This window comes from Variovorax terrae, assembly GCF_022809125.1.
Lineage (GTDB): Bacteria > Pseudomonadota > Gammaproteobacteria > Burkholderiales > Burkholderiaceae_C > Variovorax_A > Variovorax_A terrae.
Map to the genome: position 1 here is coordinate 1,529,985 of NZ_JALGBI010000001.1, position 20,330 is coordinate 1,550,314.

A 20,330-nucleotide genomic window follows, 5' to 3' on the forward strand; every position below is an offset into this window, starting at 1 on the left:
GGAAATGCGCAAGAAGCCTGCTACAATCTCACCTCTCGAACATCCTTAGGCGCGTAGCTCAGCTGGTTAGAGCACCACCTTGACATGGTGGGGGTCGTTGGTTCGAGTCCAATCGCGCCTACCAATCCATCTCCTCATCCGGTTAACCGCGTGTGACATATCCTCAGGGTAAACCTAGGGGATTGGCCGGAGTCCGCTGCCTAGAATGTGCTGCGGCGCAATACAGGCAGTATCGTCGGCCCAGCGTGCCAGATTCGAGGAGTCCCGGAGTGCAAAGCAAGAAATCCAGCGGCGCCAAACCGGCGCAGCGCGTCATCAAGAAATACCCGAACCGGCGGCTCTACGATACCGACACCTCCACGTACATCACGCTCGCCGAGGTCAAGCAGCTGGTGATGGACAGCGAGTCCTTCGTGGTGCGCGATGCCAAGACCAACGAAGATTTGACGCGCAGCATCCTGCTGCAAATCATCCTGGAAGAAGAAGCCGGCGGCGCGCCGATGTTCACCGAGGCGGCGCTGGCCAACATCATCCGCTTCTACGGCCACGCCATGCAGGGCTTCATGGGCTCGTACCTCGAGAAGAACGTGCAGGCCTTCATGGACATCCAGACCAAGCTGGGCGAGCAGTCCAAGGGGCTGACGCCCGAGATGTGGGCCCAGTTCATCAACATGCAGTCGCCCATGATGCAGGGCATGATGGGCAACTACGTCGAGCAGTCCAAGAACATGTTCACGCAGATGCAGGAACAGATGCAGAAGCAGACCGAACAAATGCTCGGAGCCTTCGGATTAAAGAAATAAGTCAGGCGATTGCGGGGACAATACGGGGATGAGCGAAGTTCTTTCCCCTGCCACCGCCGCCCCCAAGGTCGGCTTCGTCAGCCTGGGCTGCCCCAAGGCCCTGACCGATTCCGAATTGATCCTCACGCAACTGAGCGCCGAGGGCTACCAGACCTCCAAGACCTTCGAGGGCGCCGACCTCGTGATCGTCAACACCTGCGGCTTCATCGACGATGCGGTCAGGGAGAGCCTGGACACCATCGGCGAGGCGCTGGCCGAGAACGGCCGGGTCATCGTCACTGGTTGCCTGGGTGCCAAGGCAGGCGAGGGCGGAGGCAACCTGGTGCGGCAGATGCATCCGAGCGTGCTGGCCGTGACCGGGCCCCATGCCACGCAGGAGGTGATGGACGCGGTGCACGCCAATCTGCCCAAGCCGCACGATCCGTTCATCGATCTGGTGCCCAATGCCTTCGGCGTGGCCGGCGTGAAGCTCACGCCGCGGCACTACGCCTACCTGAAGATCAGCGAGGGCTGTAACCACCGCTGTACCTTCTGCATCATTCCGTCGATGCGCGGCGACCTCGTGAGCCGGCCAATCGGCGACGTGCTCACCGAAGCGAAGGCGCTGTTCGAAGGCGGCGTGAAGGAGCTGCTGGTGATCAGCCAGGACACCTCGGCCTACGGCGTGGACGTGAAGTACCGCACCGGTTTCTGGGACGGCAAGCCCGTGAAGACGCGCATGCTCGAACTGGTGCAGACCTTGGGCGAACTGGCCGAGCCCTACGGCGCCTGGGTCCGCCTGCACTACGTCTACCCGTATCCCTCGGTGGATGACGTGATTCCGCTGATGGCCACGGGCCGGGTGCTGCCCTACCTCGATGTGCCGTTCCAGCACAGCCATCCCGACGTGCTGCGGCGCATGAAGCGTCCGGCCAGCGGCGAGAAGAACCTGGAGCGCATCCAGCGCTGGCGTGAGGCCTGCCCCGAGATCGTGATCCGCAGCACCTTCATCGCCGGCTTCCCCGGCGAGACTGAAGAGGAGTTCCAGCATCTGCTGGACTTCATGCGCGAAGCGCAGATCGACCGCGCGGGCTGCTTTGCCTACAGCCCGGTGGAGGGCGCCGTGGCCAATGAGATTCCCGGCATGCTGCCGCAGGAGCTGCGCGAGGAGCGCCGCGCGCGCTTCATGGCCGTGGCCGAAGAAGTGTCTGCCGCCAAGCTGCAAAAGCGCATCGGCGCGACCATGCAGGTGCTGGTGGATTCGGCGCCGGCGCTGGGCCGCAAGGGCGGTGTGGGCCGCTCCTATGCCGATGCGCCGGAGATCGACGGCACCGTGCAGCTGCTGCCGCCCGAGAAGATCAGCAAGACGCTGAAAGTGGGTGAGTTCACGCGAGCGCGGATCGTCGGGACACAGGGGCACGACCTCGTGGCCCTGCCGGTTTGAGCGGCCGCATCCGGCATGCAGACAATAAAAAAGCCGCTGGATGTACAGCGGCTTTTTATTTACCAAACCCGAGAGGTTTTATTTAAACTTGGTGCCCAGGAGAGGACTCGAACCTCCACGATGTTACTCGCTAGTACCTGAAACTAGTGCGTCTACCAATTCCGCCACCTGGGCATCTCAGGAAAGAAAGCGATTGTATATCAAAAATTTGAACCAACCCAGCGCAATGCTGGATGAAGTTGAGGGAATTATTCAAGGGCATCGCGACGGCCACGGATTTGTGGTTCGCGATGACGGCGAACCCGACATCTATCTGCCCCCCAACGAAATGCGCGCGGTGCTGCACAAGGATCGCGTCAAGGTGCGCATCGTGCGCTACGACCGCAAGGGTCGGCCCGAGGGCCGCGTGGTCGAGATCGTCGAGCGGCCGCCGCAGCCCATCATCGGCAGGCTGCTGCAGGAAAGCGGCATCTGGCTGGTGGCCCCCGAAGACAAGCGCTACGGCCAGGACGTGCTGATCCCCAAGGGCGCGACCGGCCTGGCCAAGACCGGCCAGGTGGTGGTGGTGGAACTCACCGAGCCGCCCAGCCTCTACGGCCAGCCCGTGGGCCGCGTCAAGGAAGTGCTGGGCGAGATCGACGACCCCGGCATGGAGATCGAGATCGCGGTGCGCAAGTATGGCGTGCCGCACGAGTTCTCCGATGCCTGCATCGCGCTGGCGCGCACGCTGCCCGACAAGGTGCGTCCGCAGGACAAGAAGCACCGCATCGACCTGACCGACGTGCCGCTGGTGACCATCGACGGCGAGGACGCGCGCGACTTCGACGACGCCGTCTACTGCGAGCCGGCCCGGGTCGGGCGCGGCAAGGGCTGGCGCCTGCTGGTGGCGATCGCCGACGTGAGCCACTACGTGGAGACCGGCAGCGCCATCGACATCGACGCCTACGACCGCGCCACCAGCGTCTACTTCCCGCGCCGCGTGATCCCGATGCTGCCCGAGAAGCTGTCCAACGGCCTGTGCTCGCTCAACCCCGAGGTCGAGCGCCTGTGCATGGTCTGCGACATGCTGATCACCGCCAAGGGCGAGATCCACGCCTACCAGTTCTATCCGGCCGTGATGTGGAGCCATGCACGCTTCACCTACACCGAGGTCGCGGCCATCCTGGCGAACACGCGTGGCCCCGAGGCCCAGCGGCGCAAGGCGCTGGTGCCCGACCTGCTGAACCTGCACGACGTCTACCGCGCGCTGCTGGCGGCGCGCAACGTGCGCGGCGCGGTCGATTTCGAAACCACCGAAACGCAAATCATCTGCGACGAGAACGGCCGCATCGAGAAGATCGTGCCGCGCACGCGCAACGACGCGCACCGCCTGATCGAGGAGGCCATGCTGGCGGCCAACGTCTGCAGCGCCGACTTCATCGTGCAGAGCAAGCACCCGGGCCTGTTCCGCGTGCACGAGGGCCCGACGCCCGAGAAGAAGGACCTGCTGCGCAACTACCTCAAGGCCATCGGCGTGGGGCTGTCGATCAGCGACGAGCCCACGCCCGGCGAGTTCCAGCGCATCGCCGAGGCCACCAAGGAGCGGCCCGACGCGCAGCAGATCCACACCATGCTGCTGCGCTCGATGCAGCAGGCGATCTACACGCCCATCAACAGCGGCCACTTCGGGCTGGCCTACGAGGCCTACACCCACTTCACCAGCCCGATCCGGCGCTACCCCGACCTGCTGGTGCACCGCGTGATCAAGGCCGTGCTGGCGCAGACCAAGTACCAACTGCCCGTGCTGCCCACGCCAGGCGAGGCGCACGAGAAGCTGGCCCGCCGGCTGGCCCTGCGCGTGAAGGCGCCCACCAGCAAGCCAAGGAAGGCGGTGATCGCCCCGACCAAGGAAATCCAGGCCTGGGAAGCCGCCGGCCTGCACTGCAGCGCCAACGAGCGCCGCGCCGACGAGGCCAGCCGCGACGTCGAGGCCTGGCTCAAGTGCAAGTACATGCGCGAGCACCTCGGCGAGGAATACGGCGGCGTGGTCACGGCGGCCACCGGCTTCGGCATCTTCGTCACGCTGGACGCGATGTACGTCGAGGGCCTGGTGCACATCACCGAGCTGGGCGGCGAGTACTTCCGCTTCGACGAGGCGCGCCAGGAACTGCGCGGCGAGCGCACCGGCATCCGCTATGCCATCGGCACGCGGGTGCGGGTGCAGGTCAGCCGCGTCGACCTGGACGGCCGCAAGATCGATTTCCGCCTGGTGCGGGACGGAGACGACCTCGCCCTGCGCGCCGCCATGAAGGACAAGGGTGCGTCCGTGGCGGCCGGAGGGCGCGCCTCGCCCAGCGGGGTGCCGGCCAAGGCCTCGGTCAAGCGGGCCGCGAAAAAGGCGGCGCCGGCCTCCGAGCGTGCGCCAAAATCGCCGATCCAGGCCTTGAAGGCCGCCGTGAAGAAGGCGGCGGTCAAGAAAAAGGGCCGCAAGGCCCGGCGCTGAGCGGCGCGGGCACCGCGGCCGGCAGCGTGCCGCCGCGGGCCATTCACCACAGGAGATGAGTTTCATGAGTTCCCACAACAAGGTCGCCGTCGTCACGGGGGCCGGCAGCGGCGTCGGCAAGGCGGCCGCACTGGCCTTGCTCAACGACGGCTGGCGCGTGGTGCTGGCCGGGCGCCGGCCCGAGCCGCTGCAGCAGGTGATTACCGAATCGGGCGCGGGGGCCGCGGCCCTGGCCGTGCCCACCGACGTGGCCGATCCGGCCTCGGTGCGGGCCCTGTTCGATGCCGCGGTGCAGGCCTTCGGCCGCGTCGACCTGCTGTTCAACAACGCCGGCGTCGGCGCACCCGGCGTGCCGCTGGACGAGCTGAGCATCGAGCAGTGGAAGAGCGTCGTCGACATCAATCTCAACGGCATGTTCTATTGCATCCAGCAGGCGTTTCGCGTGATGAAGGCGCAAAGCCCCAAGGGCGGCCGCATCATCAACAACGGCTCGATCTCGGCGCATGCGCCGCGTCCGTTCTCGATCGCCTACACCGCCACCAAGCACGCGGTCACGGGGCTGACCAAGACCGCCTCGCTGGACGGCCGCGTGCATGACATCGCGGTGGGCCAGATCGACATCGGCAACGCCGCCACCGAGCTGGCCGCGCGCATGGCCAAGGGCGTGCCGCAGGCCAACGGCGAGATCGCCATCGAGCCGCTGATGGACGTGGCCATCGTCGGCCAGTCTCTGCTCTACATGGCCAACCTGCCGCCGGAGGCCAACGTGCTGTTTCACACCGTCATGGCGACCAAGATGCCCTTCGTCGGGCGCGGCTGAGCCGAGCGCGGGCACGCTGTTGGCGAAGGGGCAGCACCAAGGATGCTCCTGAATTGATAGCTGCCCGCGACCGTGCGACGCGGACCTCCGGCCGATTCAGCTGATTTTCTGCGCCAGATGCGTGGCCGTGAGCGCCTGGCCCACCGGCCAGCGGTCGGCCGCCAGGCCATGGTCGTGGACGGCCTCGCAGGCCGCCTCGAAGGCCGGCAGGCCGCTGGCCAGGCGTGCGCCGAGCAGGCCAGCCAGCACGTCGCCGGTGCCGGCCGTGGCCAGCCTCGCGTTGCCCGTCGGGTTGATCGAGGGCAGCCGGCCGGGCGCGGCGATGACCGTGCCCGAGCCCTTGAGCACCACCACGCCGCCATGCTGCCCGGCCAGCCGCCGCGCGGCCGCGAGCCGGTCGGCCTGCACCTGGGCGGTGGACAGGCCCAGCAGGCGGGCCGCCTCCAGCGGGTGCGGCGTCAGCACCGTGGGCAGGCCCCGGCGCGTGCGCGCCTGCAGCAGCATCTGCAACTGCGGGTCGGCGGCGATGGCGTTGAGCGCATCCGCGTCCAGCACCGCGCGGGCCGCGAGCGACAGCACCCGCGGCAGCACGGCGCGCACGGCCTTGCCGCCGCCGCAGCCGCACACCACGGTCATGGCGCGCAGGTCCAGCGCGTCGGGCGCGCGCAGCATCAGCTCGGGCCGGCCGGGGTCGACCCCGAGGCTGCCGCCGTCCAGCAGGGCCACGAAGACGCGCCCGGCTCCGCCATGCAGCGAGGCCGAGCCGGCCAGCAGCGCGGCGCCGGCCATGCCCGGGGCGCCGCCAAGCACGGCCACGTCGCCATAGCTGCCCTTGTGCGAGGCGTGCGGCCGCTGGCGCGCCGCACTGGCGCCGCTGAGCCAGGCGCAGGCCGCGCCGTCCTGCGGCGCGACGCCCAGGTCGTCGAGCCACACCTCGCCCGCGGCATCGCGCCCGCCGGCCGTGAACAGTCCGGGCTTCAAAGCCAGCAGGCTCAAGGTGAATCGGGCCGATGTCCTTGCCGGATGGTCATTGTCTGCTATCAAATGAATAGCGTAGGCGCCCGTGTCCGGGCTCAGCCCCGAAGGCAGGTCGACACACAGCACGGGCGCCGCGCCGGTGTTCATGCGGGCCAGCCAGTCGGCCATGCGCCCCTCGGGCGGGCGCGTGGCGCCCAGGCCCAGCAGCGCGTCGATGCACAGCTCGGGCTGCACAGGCGGTGTCTCGCTGAAGCGCACGCCGGCGGCCTGCGCGCGCTGCAGCGAGGCCCGCGCATCGGCGGGCGCGCGGGCCGGATCGCCGAGCCAGGTCACCACCGGCGCCTTGCCCCACTGCTGCAGGTGCAGGGCGGCCTCCAGCCCGTCGCCGCCGTTGTTGCCGGGCCCGCAGGCAACCCAGACGCTGCGCGCGTGCGGCGCCACGGCCAGCGCGAGCCGCGCCACGGCCAGGCCGGCTCGCTGCATCAGCGTGTGCGGCGGCAGGCTGGCCATCGCCGCCTGCTCGAGGCGGCGCGTGGCGGCCGTGTCCAGCAGCGGGTAGGGGCGTTCGGACGTGACGCGGTGCATGCGGGCATTGTGCCCGCGGCGCCGGCGGGCGTCAGCGCGCCAGGCGCTCGATGCCCAGGCCCTCGAGATCGACCTCGGGCGGGCGCTGCGCGATCAGGTCGGCCACGGCGCGGGCGCTGCCGCAGCTCAGGGCCCAGCCGCTGGAGCCGTGGCCCAGGTTGAGCCACAGGCCGGGCAGGCCGCTGGCGCCCAGCAGGGGCGGGCCGTCGGGCAGCATGGGCCGCGCGCCCTTCCACTCCTGCACGCGGGTGCCGCCGGCGCTGGAGATCTGCGCCGCGCCGGGAAACCAGTCGTGCAGCACCTTGTAGAGGGTCTGCACCGAGGCGTCGCGCTTCCTGCCGGGCGAGCCGCCGATCTCGGCGCTGCCGGCCACGCGCACGCGGTTGCCCAGCCGCGTGATGGCGACCTTGTAGCGCTCGTCCATCAGCGCGCTGCGCGGCGCGTTCAGCGGCTCGCGGATCGGCGCGCTGATCGAGTAGCCGTAGACCGGCGCCATCGGGATCTTCAGGCCCAGCGGGCGCAGCAGCTGCGCCGAGGCCAGGCCGGCGCACATCACGACCGCGTCGAAGCGGCGCGGCGCGGGTTCGCCCGCAACCTGCAGCGTTGCCGGCGCGGACGGGTCGATCCGCTCGACCGCGGTGTTGAACTCGAAATTCACGCCCAGGCGCTGGGCCTCGCCCTTGAGCAGCAGCGCGAACTGGCGGCAGTTGCCGGCCTCGTCGTCGGGCAGGTGCACGGCGCCGAGAAACTCGGTGTCGGGGTTGAGGGCGGGCTCGATCAGGCGCGCCTCGCCGGCGTTGATCTCGCGGAACTTCACGCCCGCGTCGCGCAGCACCTGCAGGCCGGGCTGCACCAGGCGGCTGTCCTTCTCGGAGCGCAGCAGCACCATGTAGCCGTCGCTGCGGTCGTACTCGAGCTGCAGCCCGGCCGTGATCTGGCGCAGCCGCGCGCGGCTGTAGAACGCCAGGCGCTGTAGCCGCGCGCGGTTGGCGAGGTAGCTGTCGAGCCGGCAGGCGCGCCACCATTTCCACATCCAGCCGAGCTCGTCGCCCGACAGTGGCAGCCCGACCTTGACCGCGGCATGGCGGCTGAACAGCGAACGGATGACCTTGCCCGGCATGCCCGGCGCGGCCCAGGGCGTGACGTAGCCGGGCGCGACCACGCCGGCATTGGCGAAGCTGGTTTCCTCGGCCGCCGCGCCGCGGCGCTCGAACACCGTGACCTCGTGGCCGTCGGCGGCCAGTTCGTAGGCCGTGGTGACGCCGATGATGCCGGCGCCAACGATTGCGATTTTCATGAAATCCCTGGTGGATGGTCGAAAGGGCCGCAGGTCCAGGTGCTGCGGTGATCTTTCGCTATTGTTTTTGTAGCATTTGCTCGATCTGGAGCGCGATGTTGAGCACCGTGTCGTCGCGCAGCGCGCCCTGCCAGACCATCAGGCCGACCGGCAGTTCGCCCGGCGCCTGGCAGGGCAGCGAGAGGGCGCAGCCGTCCAGCAGGTTGATGGCGCTGGGGTTGCGCAGCAGCAGGCCGTTGAGGCGGAAGAACGCCTCGTCCCGCGCCGCGCCGGGCGCCACCTCGGCGATCGGCGGCGCCACCACCGGGACGGTGGGCGACAGCACGGCGTCGTAGCCGGCGAGGGCGGTTTCCATGCGCGCGATCCAGTCGCGGCGCGCCCGCACGAGGTCCAGGTACTGCCAGGCGGCCATGGCCGCCCCGCGCTGGATGCGGGCCGCCACGCGCGGGTCGTAGCGCGCCGCGTCGCGTTCGAGCAGCGGGCGGTGCCAGGCGTAGCTCTCGGGCGGCGAGAAGCCGCCGGTGGCATTGATGCCGGCCACCTCGGCCAGCTCGGGCAGGGCGATCTCGTCGATGCGGGCGCCAGCGCGGCGCAGCGCCTGCAGCGTGCGCTCGAAGGCGCGGGCCACGGCGGGCTCCAGCCCGTCCAGCATCAGGGTGCGCGCCACGGCGAGGCGGTAGGCCGGCAGCGGGGCCTGGCTGCGCGTGACGGTGCGCGCCGCCAGCAGCTCGTGGGCGGTGATGGCATCGCGCACCGAGCGCGTCATGGCGCAGACCGTGTCCAGCGTGGGCGACAGCGGCAGCGCGCCCCCGGTGGGCACCAGGCGCGCGGTGTTCTTGAAGCCGACGATACCGTTGAGCGCGGCCGGGATGCGGATCGAGCCGCCGGTGTCCGAGCCCAGGCCGATGAAGGCCGCTCCGGTGGCCACCGAGACGGCGGCGCCGGACGAGGAGCCGCCCGGGATGCGGGCCACGGCGGCATCGCAGGCATTGGCGGGCGTGCCGTGGTGCGGGTTGACGCCCACGCCCGAGAACGCGAACTCGGTCATGTTGGTGCGGCCGATGAGCGCGGCGCCGGCGGCCCGCAGGCGCGCCACGGCGGGGCTGTCGTGCAGCGCGGCGGGGGTCTCGGCGAGCACGGCGGAGCCGGCCGCGGTGGTCTGCCCGGCGATGTCGAACAGGTCCTTGACCGAGACGCTCAAGCCCCCCAGCGGCCGCCCGGCCTGGGCCGGCTGCGCGGCGGCGGCGCGGGCCTCGTCGAACAGCGGCCGCACGAACGCGGCGGCGCAGGCCGGCGACTGCGCCGCAGCAATGGCGAGGTCGATTTCGGCCGGGGCGCTGGTCTGGCCGGACAGCAGGCGCTGCCGGGTGGCGTGGAGGTCTGGAAGCATCGGATTGGAGAGGGGGCTGTGCTATACTCTTTGGGTTTTGCCGGGTCACCGTTTTCGGTGATTGTGGCGGAACAAATCGCAAACCAGTCCCACCGAGGTGTTGCGGCTTTTGTGAAACACCACAAAAAGTCACGAAAGTTGCAATCAGCGGGCTGGATTTTAGACCCAACCTTTGGAGTTATCTCTATGTCGACCACCATGCGCGAAATGCTGGAAGCCGGTGTCCATTTCGGTCACCAGACCCGCTTCTGGAACCCCAAGATGGCCCCGTTCATCTTCGGCCACCGCAACAAGATCCACATCATCAACCTGGAAAAGTCGCTCCCGATGTTCCAGGACGCGATGAAGTACGCCAAGCAGCTCACGGCCAACCGCGGCACCATCCTGATGGTCGGCACCAAGCGCCAGGCCCGCGAAATCGTCGCCGCCGAAGCCCGCCGCGCCGGCGTGCCCTTCGTCGACACCCGCTGGCTCGGCGGCATGCTGACCAACTTCAAGACCGTCAAGACCTCGATCAAGCGCCTGAAGGACATGAAGGCCCAGCAGGAAGCCGGCCTCGACAGCCTGAGCAAGAAGGAACAGCTCACGTTCACGCGTGAAATCGAGAAGCTCGAGAAGGACATCGGCGGCATCCAGGACATGACCGCGCTGCCCGATGCCATCTTCGTGATCGACGTGGGCTTCCACAAGATCGCCGTGGCCGAAGCCAAGAAGCTGGGCATCCCGCTGATCGGCGTGGTGGACTCCAACCACTCGCCCGAAGGCATCGACTACGTGATCCCCGGCAACGACGACTCCTCCAAGGCCGTCACGCTGTACGCCCGCGGCATCGCCGACGCGATCATCGAAGGCCGTGCCAATGCCATGAACGACGTGGTCAAGGCCACCGCCGAAGGCAGCGATGAATTCGTGGAAGTGGAAGAGGCCGCGGCCTGAGTCCCGGGTGACGCCCAGGCGTCGCACAGAAAGAGGGGCTTTGTTGCCCCTTTTTTTTAGCCCCATTTTTGAGTTGAACTGAACTGAATACGGAGAAATTTTGATGGCTGCAATCACCGCAAGCATGGTCGCCGAACTGCGCGCCAAGACCGACGCCCCCATGATGGAATGCAAGAAGGCCCTGACCGAGGCCGAAGGCAACCTGGAAAAGGCCGAAGAGCTGCTGCGCGTCAAGCTGGGCAACAAGGCCGGCAAGGCGGCCGCCCGCATCACGGCCGAAGGCGTGGTCGCCGCGTCGATCGACGGCACCACGGGCGCGCTGCTCGAAGTCAACTGCGAAACCGACTTCGTGACCAAGAACGACAGCTTCATCGCGCTGGCCAACGCCGCTGCCGCGCTGATCGCCAAGCACAACCCGGCCGACGTGGCTGCCCTGGGCGCGCTGCCCTACACGCAGGACAGCTTCGGCCCCACGCTGGAAGATGTCCGCAAGGGCCTGATCGGCAAGATCGGCGAGAACATGAGCTTCCGCCGCTTCAAGCGCTTTGCCGGCGGCAACAAGCTGGCAGCCTACCTGCACGGCACGCGCATCGGCGTGGTGGTCGAGTTCGAAGGCGACGAAGTGGCCGCCAAGGACGTGGCCATGCACGTGGCCGCCATGAAGCCGGTGGCGCTGACCAGCGCCGACGTGCCGGCCGACCTGATCGAGAAGGAACGCGCCGTGGCCGCGGGCAAGGCCGAGGAAGACCGCAAGGCCGCCGAAGCGGCCGGCAAGCCGGTGCAGCCGGCCGACATCGTTGCCAAGCGCATCGAGGGCGGCGTGCAGAAGTTCCTGAAGGAAGTCTCGCTGTTCAACCAGCCCTTCGTGAAGAACGACAAGCAGACCGTGGAGCAGATGCTCAAGGCCGCCAACACCCGCGTCGCGGGCTTCACGCTCTACGTGGTGGGCGAGGGCATCGAGAAGAAGGTCGACGACTTTGCGGCCGAAGTGGCCGCGCAGGTGGCCGCCGCCAAGGGCGCCGCCTGAGGCCCCGCGGGGCGCGCCGGCCCGGGCGCCCCGGAATTTCCGTTTCACAAGACCATTACACTCACACCAATTCAAGGAGCCCCTTCATGTCATCGCCCAAGCCAGCCCACAAGCGCATCTTGTTGAAGCTGTCCGGCGAGGCCCTGATGGGCGACGACCAGTTCGGCATCAACCGCGCCACCATCGTGCGCATGGTCGAGGAGATTGCCGAGGTCGTGAACATGGGGGTCGAGGTGGCCGTCGTGATCGGCGGCGGCAACATCTTCCGTGGCGTGGCCGGCGGCTCGGTCGGCATGGACCGCGCCACCGCCGACTACATGGGCATGCTGGCCACCGTGATGAACGCGCTGGCGCTCGCCGACACCATGAACAAGCAGGGCCTGATCGCCCGCGTGATGTCGGCGATCGCCATCGAGCAGGTGGTCGAGCCCTATGTGCGCCCCAAGGCGCTGCAGTACCTGGAAGAGGGCAAGGTCGTGATCTTCGCGGCCGGCACCGGCAACCCGTTCTTCACCACCGACACGGCCGCGGCCCTGCGCGGCGCCGAGATCGGCGCCGAACTGGTGCTCAAGGCCACCAAGGTCGACGGTGTCTACACGGCCGATCCCAAGAAAGACCCCACGGCCACGCGCTACGGCCAGATCACCTTCGACGAGGCCATGGCGCAGAATCTGGGCATCATGGACGCCACGGCCTTCGCGCTGTGCCGCGACCAGAAGCTGCCACTCAAGGTCTTCTCCATCTTCAAGCACGGTGCGCTCAAGCGCGTGGTGATGGGCGAAGACGAAGGCACCCTGGTGTACGCCTGACCGGCGCGCACCTAGCATTGCGTTGAGGAAAAGACATGACGATTGCCGACATCAAGAACAGCGTTGAAGCGAAGATGGACCAGTCCATCGGCGCGTTCAAGAACAACCTCACCAAGATCCGCACCGGCCGCGCCAACCCGGCGCTGCTGGACACGGTGCAGGTGGACTACTATGGCTCCATGGTGCCGATCAGCCAGGTGGCCAACGTGGCACTGCTCGACGCGCGCACCATCAGCGTGCAGCCCTGGGAAAAGGGCCTGGGCGCCAAGATCGAGAAGGCCATCCGCGAAAGCGACCTGGGCCTGAACCCCGCCTCCATGGGCGACCTGATCCGCGTGCCGATGCCGCCGATGAGCGAGGAGCGCCGCAAGGAAATGACCAAGCTCGTGCGCAACGAGGGCGAGAGCGCCAAGATCGCGGTGCGCAACCTGCGGCGCGACGCCAACGAAGCCGTCAAGAAGCTGGTCAAGGACAAGCTGGCTTCCGAGGACGACCAGAAGCGCGCCGAGGCCGACATCCAGAAAGTCACCGACCGGCACATCGCCGAGGTCGACAAGCTGGTGGCGGGCAAGGAGCAGGAGATCATGGCGGTATGACGCGCTGGCGGGCCGGCCGCCTGGCGGGCTGCCGTTGCGGCCCGCAGCGGGTGGACGGCGCCACAGTTCCTCGCTGCCCCACACCATGAGCCAGATTCCCCACCACATTGCCATCGTGATGGACGGCAACGGCCGCTGGGCCACGCGCCGCTTCCTGCCGCGCGTGGCGGGGCACAAGCAGGGCGTCGATTCGCTGCGCCGCTGCGTGCGGGCTTGCAGCGAGCGCGGCGTGAAGATCCTGACCGTCTTTGCCTTTTCCTCGGAGAACTGGAACCGGCCGGTCGAAGAGGTGTCCGGGTTGATGGACCTGCTGGCCTTCGCGCTGGGGCGCGAGGTGCCCCAGATGCAGGCCGACGGCGTGCGCCTGCGTTTCGCGGGGGAGCGCTCCGGCCTGTCCGACAAGGTCAACGCCAGCCTCCAGAGCGCCGAGGCGGCGACGGCGCACAACAGCCGCCTGGAGCTCAACGTGTGCTTCAACTATGGCGGCCGCTGGGACATCGCGCAGGCGGCGGCGCGGCTGGCCGCGGCCGGCGAACCCGTCACCGAGGCCAGCCTGGACCGTGCGCTGGCGCTGGCCCATGCGCCCGACCCGGACCTGCTGATCCGCACCGGCGGGGAGCAGCGCATCAGCAACTTCCTGCTCTGGCAGGCCGCCTATTCCGAGCTGTATTTCAGCGACCGGCTCTGGCCCGAATTCGACGAAGCGGCGCTGGACGAGGCGATTGCCGCCTACCAGCAGCGCGAACGCCGCTTCGGCAAGACCTCCGAGCAGGTGGCCGCACCCACGCCGGGCCAGCGGGCCGCCTGAAACCGCCATGCTCAAGCAGCGCATCATCACGGCCCTCATCCTGCTGGCCATCCTGCTGCCGGCGCTGTTCTACCCATCGCCCGAACCGTTCTGCGCGATCACGCTGCTCCTGATCGTCGCGGGCGCCTGGGAATGGGGGCGCCTGAACGGCTATGGCCACAAGGGCGCGCTGTTCATGGCGTTCGACTGCCTGGCCCTGTGCCTGGTGTCGTGGCGCCTGGGCCTGCTGGTGCGGCCGCAGCCCCTGCTGTGGGCCGTGGCCGGCGGCGCCTGGGTGCTGGCCGGCGCCTGGCTGCTGCGGGCCGGTGTGGCCGGCTGGCCGCGTATCCCCAAGCCGGTGCGCCTGGTGGGCGGGCTGTTGGCGCTGTGGCTGGCCTGGCTGGCGGTGGCGCAGGCGCGCGTGATCGGCATCAATTTCCTGCTCTCGGTGCTGCTGCTGGTCTGGGTGGCCGACATCTTCGCGTACTTCGCCGGGCGTGCGTTCGGCCTGAAATTCACCCGGGCCAGGCTGGCCCCGTCCATCAGCCCCGGCAAGAGCTGGGAAGGGGTGTGGGGCGGCATGGCCGGGGTGGTGCTGCTGGCCTTCGCCTGGGTGGCGGCCGATGCGGCGCTGCAGGCCGGTGTGGCCAGCTTCTACACCCGGCTGGCGGCGCGCGGCTGGTGGCTGCTGCTGATCGCGGTGCTGTTCATGGCAGCCATGAGCGTGGTCGGCGATCTGGTCGAGTCCCTGGTCAAGCGCAGCGTGGGCGTGAAGGACAGCAGCGGCCTGCTGCCCGGCCACGGCGGCGTGCTGGACCGGGTCGACGCGCTGCTGCCGACGCTGCCGCTGGCCCTGATGCTGGCCTCCCTATGATCTTCGGGCGGGTTGCCGTGCTGTTGTGCTTGGCGCCCTCCGATTCCTTCGCTTCGACATGAAACAACGCTTGACGGTTCTCGGCTCCACCGGCTCGGTGGGGGCCAACACGCTGGACGTGATCGCGCGCCATCCCGATCGCTTCGAGGTGTTTGCGCTGAGCGCGGCCACGCAGGTCGACCTGATGCTGGCGCAGTGCGCCCAGTTCAAGCCGCGCTACGCCGTGATGGCCAGCGAGCCCCATGGCCGCGCCCTGGCCGAGAAAATCAAGGCAAATGGGCTCGATGTCCAGGTGCTGTGGTCATCGGATGCTATTGAAATGATAGCGTCCCACGAGTCGGTCGATGCCGTCATGGCGGCCATCGTCGGCGCGGCCGGGCTGGCGCCCTGCCTGGCGGCGGCACGCGCGGGCAAGCGGCTGCTGCTGGCCAACAAGGAGGCGCTGGTGGTCGGCGGCGAGGTGTTCCTCGACGCCGTGCGCGAAGGCAACGCCACGCTGCTGCCGATCGACAGCGAGCATTCGGCGATCTTCCAGTCGCTGCCGGAAGACCCGGCCACCTGGGCCGGCCGCGTGGAGAAGATCATTCTCACGGCCTCGGGCGGCCCGTTCCGCACGCGCGACCCGGCCTCGCTGCGCGACGTCACCCCCGAGCAGGCCTGCGCCCACCCCAACTGGGTGATGGGGCGCAAGATCTCGGTGGATTCGGCCACCATGATGAACAAGGCTCTCGAGGTGATCGAGGCGCGCTACCTGTTCGGGCTGGCGCCCGAGCAGCTCGAGGTGGTGATCCACCCGCAGAGCATCATCCATTCGATGGTGCAGTACCGCGACACCTCGGTGGTGGCCCAGCTCGGCACGCCCGACATGCGGGTGCCGATCGCCTACGGCCTGGCCTGGCCCGAGCGGGTGGCCTCGGGCGCGGCGGCGCTGGATTTCCATGCGCTGGCGGCCATGACCTTCGAGGCCACCGACAGCCAGGGGCACCCCGAGCGCTTTCCCGGCCTGCAACTGGCCTGGGACGCGCTGCGCGCCGTGCCGGGCACCACCGCCGTGCTGAATGCGGCCAACGAGGTGGCCGTGGCGGCGTTTCTGGACAAACGCATCCGTTTCGACCAGATTCACCAGACCAATCTTGCAACTTTGGCGGCGGTTTCCCCCTCCAAGCCCCACACGCTCGACGATCTGCTGGCGCTGGACGCGCGTTCGCGCGAGGCCGCGCAGCAGCAGATCGGCCGCCTGAAACCCTGACATGCCGGAGGTCTGACGCATGCTGCTGACCGTTGTTGCTTTCATCGTCGCGCTGGGCCTGCTGATCGCCGTGCACGAGTATGGCCATTACCGCGTGGCGGTGGCGTGCGGCGTCAAGGTGCTGCGCTTCTCGGTGGGCTTCGGCAAGACCCTGTTCCGCTGGCAGCCGCGCCACCAGAAGCACGGCCAGACCACCGAGTTCGTGATCGGCGCCTTTCCGCTGGGCGGCTACGTCAAGATGCTCGACGAGCGCGAGGCGCCGGTGGCGCCCGAAGAGCGCCATCTCGCCTTCAACACCCAGCCGCTGAGGTCGCGCGCCGCCATCGTGGCCGCGGGGCCCGTGGCCAACCTGCTGCTGGCGGTGCTGCTGTACGCGGTGGTGAACTGGCTCGGCGTGCAGGAGCCCCGGCCCATCCTGGCCAGCCCGGTGGCCGGTTCGGTGGCGGAGGCCGCCGGCCTGCGCGGCGGCGAGACGGTGCGCCGCGCCGGCTTCGAGGGCGACGATCTGGAGCCCCTGCAGTCGTTCGAGGAGCTGCGCTGGCTGCTGACCCGCGGCGCGCTGGACGGGCGCAACGTGCGCCTGGAGCTGGCGGCTTCCTCTCCCAATGGCGCCAGCCGCGAGGCGCTGCTCGAGCTCAGCCATCTGCAGGGCACTGATGCCGACGCCCAGCTGTTCCGCAAGGTGGGCATCGTGGCGCCCTGGACGCGGCCGGTGATCGGCGACGTGATGGCCGGCAGCGCGGCCGAGAAGGCCGGCCTGCGCAAGGGCGACCTGGTGCTGCAGGTGGGCGACACCCGCATCGTGGACGGCCTGCAACTGCGCGAAACCATCCGCGCCTCGGTGCGGGAGCGCCAGCCGCTGCCGCGCCCCTGGCGCATCGAACGCGATGGCGCTCTTCAAGTGATCGACGTGGTGCCCGAGGTCCGGGCCGAGGGCAGCCAGTGGGTCGGGAAGATCGGTGCCTACGTCGGCGCCCCGCCCGAGTTCGTGACCGTGCGGCGTGGCCCGCTCGACGGGCTGTGGAACGGCGTGGTGCGCACCTGGGAGGTGTCGGTGCTCACCTTGCGCATGATGGGCCGGATGGTGATCGGCGAGGCTTCGCTCAAGAATCTCAGCGGCCCGCTGACCATTGCCGACTACGCCGGCAAGTCCGCCAGCCTGGGACTCACGCAGTACCTGGTGTTCCTGGCGCTGATCAGCGTCAGCCTGGGCGTGCTGAATCTGCTGCCGCTGCCCGTCCTCGATGGGGGGCACCTGATGTATTATCTTTGGGAGGGCGTGACGGGGAAGGGCGTATCCGATGCATGGATGGAGCGGTTGCAGCGCGGTGGCGTGGCAGTACTGCTGGTCATGATGTCGATCGCGCTGTTCAACGACGTCACCCGGCTCTTCGGTTAACTTTCTGCCCGGCGCTGCGCGCGGTGCCGGCAACCCAACATCGCATGAAAAAACAATTCAACCGCTTTCGCGTGCGCACCATTTCGGCCTTGGTGGTCATGGCCTTCGCAGCGAATGCGGCCTGGGCGGTCAACCCCTTCAAGGTGCGCGACATCCGTGTCGAGGGCCTGCAGCGCGTGGAACCCGGCACCATCTTCGCCTCGCTGCCCTTCCGCGTGGGAGACACCTACAGCGACGAGCAGGGTTCCGCGGCGATCCGGGCGCTGTTCGCGCTCGGCCTGTTCAAGGACGTGCGGCTCGAAGTCAACGACGACGTGCTGGTGGTGATCGTCGAGGAGCGGCCCACGGTGGCCGACGTCGACTTCGTCGGCGCCAAGGAATTCGACAAGGACGTGCTCAAGAAAGCCCTGCGCGAAGTGGGGCTGGCCGAGGGCCGTCCGTTCGACAAGGCCCTGGCCGACCGGGCCGAGCAGGAGCTCAAGCGCCAGTACATCAACAAGAGCCTCTATGGCGCCGAGGTCGTGACCACGGTGACGCCGGTCGAGCGCAACCGCGTCAACCTGACCTTCACGGTGACCGAGGGCGAGCCGGCCAAGATCAAGGACCTGCGTATCGTTGGTAACAAGGCGTTCAGCGAATCGACGCTGCGCGGGCTGTTCGACCTGGACACCGGCGGCTGGCTGAGCTGGTACACCAAGTCGGACCGCTACTCGCGCGCCAAGCTCAATGCCGACCAGGAAACCCTGCGCTCGTACTACCTGGCGCGCGGCTACCTCGAGTTCCGCATCGACTCGACCCAGGTGTCGATCTCGCCCAACAAGCAGGACATCTCCATCACGATCAACGTGACCGAGGGCGAGCGCTACGTGGTTTCCGGCGTCAAGCTCGAAGGCAACTACCTCGGCAAGGAAGACGAATTCAAGTCGCTGGTCACCATCCGGCCCGGCGAGGCCTACAACGCCGACGAGGTGGCCCAGACCACCAAGGCCTTCACCGACTACTTCGGCAATTTCGGCTTCGCCTTCGCCCACGTGGAGGCGCGGCCCGAGATCGACCGCGTCAACAACCGGGTGGCCTTCGTGCTGCAGGCCGATCCGTCGCGCCGCGCCTATGTGCGCCGGGTGATCATTGGCGGCAACAACCGCACGCGCGACGAAGTCATCCGCCGCGAGTTCCGGCAGTTCGAGTCGTCCTGGTACGACGGCGACAGGATCCGGCTGTCGCGCGACCGGGTCGACCGCCTGGGCTACTTCAAGGAAGTCAGCGTCGATACCCAGGAGGTGCCGGGTGCGCCCGACCAGGTCGACCTGTTGGTGACCGTGGCCGAAAAACCCACGGGCAGCCTGCAGCTGGGCGCCGGCTTCTCCAGTGCCGAAAAGCTCGCGCTGTCCTTCAACATCAAGCAGGAAAACGCGTTCGGCTCCGGCAACTACCTCGGCATCGAGGTGAATACCAGCAAGTACAACCGGGCGATCATTCTCAGCACCACCGATCCGTATTTCACGGCGGATGGCGTGTCGCGCACCATCGACCTGTACCACCGCGTCTCCAAGCCCTACCAGGACATGGGCGGCAACTATTCGCTGGCGACCACCGGTGCGGGCCTGCGCTTCGGCGTGCCGTTCACCGAGGTTGACAGGGTGTACTTCGGCCTCAACGCCGAACGCACCACCATCCGGCCCGGCACCAACATCCCGGCGGCCTACCTGGCCTACGCCGACAAGTTTGGTTACAGCAGCGCGACGTTCCCGCTCACGCTGGGCTGGGCGCGCGACGACCGCGACAGCACGCTGGCGCCGACGCGTGGCCTCTACCAGCGGCTGGGCTCGGAATGGGCGGCGTTCGGCGATGCACGCTACGTCAAGGCGAACTACCAGTACCAGCAATACATCCCGCTGAACAAGCAGTTCACGATTGCGCTCAATGGCGAGCTGGGGCTGGGCAAGGGGTTGAACGGGAAATCGTTCCCGGTGTTCAAGAACTTCTATTCCGGCGGTCTTGGCTCGGTGCGCGGCTTCGAGCAGGGCACGCTGGGCCCGCGCGACGTCACGGGCTTCACCATTGGCGGCGCGAAGAAGGTCACGCTCAATGCCGAGATCATTGCGCCGTTCCCCGGGGCCGGCAACGACCGGACCCTGCGGCTGTTCGGGTTTTTTGACGCCGGCAACGTGTTCGGCGAAAATGACCCGGTGCGCACGCAGGAACTCCGCACCTCGGTGGGTGTGGGCCTGAGCTGGATTTCTCCCGTGGGGCCTTTGCGCATCGCCATCGCCAACCCGATCCGCAAGTTCCCTGGCGATAGAATCCAGAAACTGCAATTCCAAATTGGAACATCCTTCTAATGAAATATCTGTCCCGTCAATGCTGGCTTGGCCTGGCGATGGTTGTCCTGACCCTGTCTGCCCAGGCGCAGGCCGAGGAATTCCGGGTGGGGTTCGTCAACACCGACCGCATCTTCCGTGAAGCCAACACCGCCAAGGCGGCGCAGGCCAAGCTGGAGCAGGAGTTCGCCAAGCGCGACAAGGAACTGGCCGACCAGGGCAACGCCCTGAAAGCCGCTTCCGACAAGTTCGAACGCGAAGCGCCTACCCTGTCCGAGTCCCAGCGTGTTGCACGCCAGAAGCAGCTGGTCGAGCAGGATCGCGACTTCCAGCGCAAGCGCCGTGAATTCCAGGAAGACCTGAACTCCCGCAAGAACGAGGAGCTGCAACAGGTGCTCGAGCGTGCCAACAAGGTCGTCAAGCAGGTGGCCGAGACCGAGAAGTACGACGTGATCCTGCAGGAAGCCGTCTACATCAATCCCAAGCACGACATCACCGACAAGGTGATCAAGGCGTTGAACGGCGGCGGCAAGTAAGCTGCGCCCAGGCAAGCA

17 protein-coding genes and 2 tRNA genes are annotated in these 20,330 nt (G+C 68.0%); 15 read left to right on the forward strand and 4 right to left on the reverse strand.

Annotation, left to right across the window (positions count from 1 at the left end; translation table 11 throughout):
- The first annotated feature begins 47 nt into the window (after positions 1–47).
- The 3 genes from MMF98_RS07235 (at position 48) to rimO (ending at position 2,226) form a co-directional block, all read left to right on the forward strand.
- Positions 48–124 (forward strand) — tRNA-Val (locus MMF98_RS07235).
- A gap of 145 nt (positions 125–269) precedes the next feature.
- Positions 270–803 carry a polyhydroxyalkanoate synthesis repressor PhaR gene (phaR, locus tag MMF98_RS07240; RefSeq protein WP_243305566.1) on the forward strand — a complete coding sequence of 178 codons (534 nt, stop codon included), beginning with the start codon at positions 270–272 and terminating at the stop codon, positions 801–803.
- 28 nt (positions 804–831) lie between these two features.
- Complete coding sequence (gene rimO, locus MMF98_RS07245; protein WP_243305567.1) at positions 832–2,226, forward strand: 30S ribosomal protein S12 methylthiotransferase RimO; 1,395 nt, start codon at positions 832–834, stop codon at positions 2,224–2,226.
- An 89-nt stretch (positions 2,227–2,315) separates the two neighbouring features.
- Here the strand turns inward: rimO and MMF98_RS07250 are convergent.
- A tRNA-Leu gene (locus MMF98_RS07250) sits at positions 2,316–2,400 on the reverse strand.
- A 52-nt stretch (positions 2,401–2,452) separates the two neighbouring features.
- On the opposite strand from MMF98_RS07250, the gene rnr reads away from it, so the two are divergent.
- Both rnr and MMF98_RS07260 read left to right on the forward strand, forming a co-directional pair.
- Positions 2,453–4,708, forward strand: coding sequence for a ribonuclease R (rnr, locus tag MMF98_RS07255; protein ID WP_243305568.1), 2,256 nt, complete (start codon positions 2,453–2,455; stop codon positions 4,706–4,708).
- Positions 4,709–4,772: 64 nt separating this feature from the next.
- Positions 4,773–5,528 (forward strand): SDR family oxidoreductase, encoded by a 756-nt coding sequence (locus MMF98_RS07260; RefSeq protein WP_423837576.1) that lies wholly within the window; start codon positions 4,773–4,775, stop codon positions 5,526–5,528.
- Between the two features lie 96 nt (positions 5,529–5,624).
- Here MMF98_RS07260 and MMF98_RS07265 read toward each other — a convergent pair whose 3' ends face one another.
- From MMF98_RS07265 to MMF98_RS07275, 3 genes are read right to left on the reverse strand one after another with little or no spacing between them, the layout of a single operon-like run.
- Positions 5,625–7,091: an NAD(P)H-hydrate dehydratase gene (locus MMF98_RS07265; RefSeq protein ID WP_243305570.1), complete on the reverse strand. Its 1,467-nt coding sequence runs from the start codon at positions 7,089–7,091 to the stop codon at positions 5,625–5,627.
- Between the two features lie 31 nt (positions 7,092–7,122).
- Positions 7,123–8,388: a D-amino acid dehydrogenase gene (locus tag MMF98_RS07270; protein WP_243305571.1), complete on the reverse strand. Its 1,266-nt coding sequence runs from the start codon at positions 8,386–8,388 to the stop codon at positions 7,123–7,125.
- A 58-nt stretch (positions 8,389–8,446) separates the two neighbouring features.
- Positions 8,447–9,778 (reverse strand): amidase, encoded by a 1,332-nt coding sequence (locus tag MMF98_RS07275; protein ID WP_243305572.1) that lies wholly within the window; start codon positions 9,776–9,778, stop codon positions 8,447–8,449.
- A 186-nt stretch (positions 9,779–9,964) separates the two neighbouring features.
- Here MMF98_RS07275 and rpsB point away from each other — a divergent pair, with 186 nt between their 5' ends.
- The 10 genes from rpsB (at position 9,965) to MMF98_RS07325 (ending at position 20,312) form a co-directional block, all read left to right on the forward strand.
- Positions 9,965–10,714 carry a 30S ribosomal protein S2 gene (rpsB, locus tag MMF98_RS07280; RefSeq protein WP_243305573.1) on the forward strand — a complete coding sequence of 250 codons (750 nt, stop codon included), beginning with the start codon at positions 9,965–9,967 and terminating at the stop codon, positions 10,712–10,714.
- A gap of 103 nt (positions 10,715–10,817) precedes the next feature.
- Positions 10,818–11,741 carry a translation elongation factor Ts gene (gene tsf / locus MMF98_RS07285; RefSeq protein WP_243305574.1) on the forward strand — a complete coding sequence of 308 codons (924 nt, stop codon included), beginning with the start codon at positions 10,818–10,820 and terminating at the stop codon, positions 11,739–11,741.
- Between the two features lie 86 nt (positions 11,742–11,827).
- On the forward strand, positions 11,828–12,550 hold the full coding sequence (gene pyrH, locus MMF98_RS07290) for a UMP kinase (protein WP_243305575.1): 723 nt from the start codon (positions 11,828–11,830) through the stop codon (positions 12,548–12,550).
- 35 nt (positions 12,551–12,585) lie between these two features.
- Positions 12,586–13,146, forward strand: coding sequence for a ribosome recycling factor (frr, locus tag MMF98_RS07295; protein ID WP_243305576.1), 561 nt, complete (start codon positions 12,586–12,588; stop codon positions 13,144–13,146).
- A gap of 85 nt (positions 13,147–13,231) precedes the next feature.
- Positions 13,232–13,954: a polyprenyl diphosphate synthase gene (gene uppS / locus MMF98_RS07300; RefSeq protein WP_243305577.1), complete on the forward strand. Its 723-nt coding sequence runs from the start codon at positions 13,232–13,234 to the stop codon at positions 13,952–13,954.
- 7 nt (positions 13,955–13,961) lie between these two features.
- Positions 13,962–14,807 (forward strand): phosphatidate cytidylyltransferase, encoded by an 846-nt coding sequence (locus tag MMF98_RS07305; RefSeq protein WP_243305578.1) that lies wholly within the window; start codon positions 13,962–13,964, stop codon positions 14,805–14,807.
- Positions 14,808–14,865: 58 nt separating this feature from the next.
- On the forward strand, positions 14,866–16,056 hold the full coding sequence (gene ispC / locus MMF98_RS07310; protein ID WP_243305579.1) for a 1-deoxy-D-xylulose-5-phosphate reductoisomerase: 1,191 nt from the start codon (positions 14,866–14,868) through the stop codon (positions 16,054–16,056).
- Between the two features lie 19 nt (positions 16,057–16,075).
- Positions 16,076–17,455, forward strand: coding sequence for an RIP metalloprotease RseP (gene rseP / locus MMF98_RS07315; RefSeq protein WP_243305580.1), 1,380 nt, complete (start codon positions 16,076–16,078; stop codon positions 17,453–17,455).
- Between the two features lie 44 nt (positions 17,456–17,499).
- Entirely contained in the window at positions 17,500–19,797 is a 2,298-nt protein-coding gene (gene bamA, locus MMF98_RS07320) for an outer membrane protein assembly factor BamA (protein ID WP_243305581.1), read from the forward strand.
- Positions 19,797–20,312, forward strand: coding sequence for an OmpH/Skp family outer membrane protein (locus MMF98_RS07325; RefSeq protein ID WP_243305582.1), 516 nt, complete (start codon positions 19,797–19,799; stop codon positions 20,310–20,312). Before bamA ends, MMF98_RS07325 begins: the two co-directional genes overlap by 1 nt.
- Positions 20,313–20,330 lie beyond the last annotated feature (18 nt).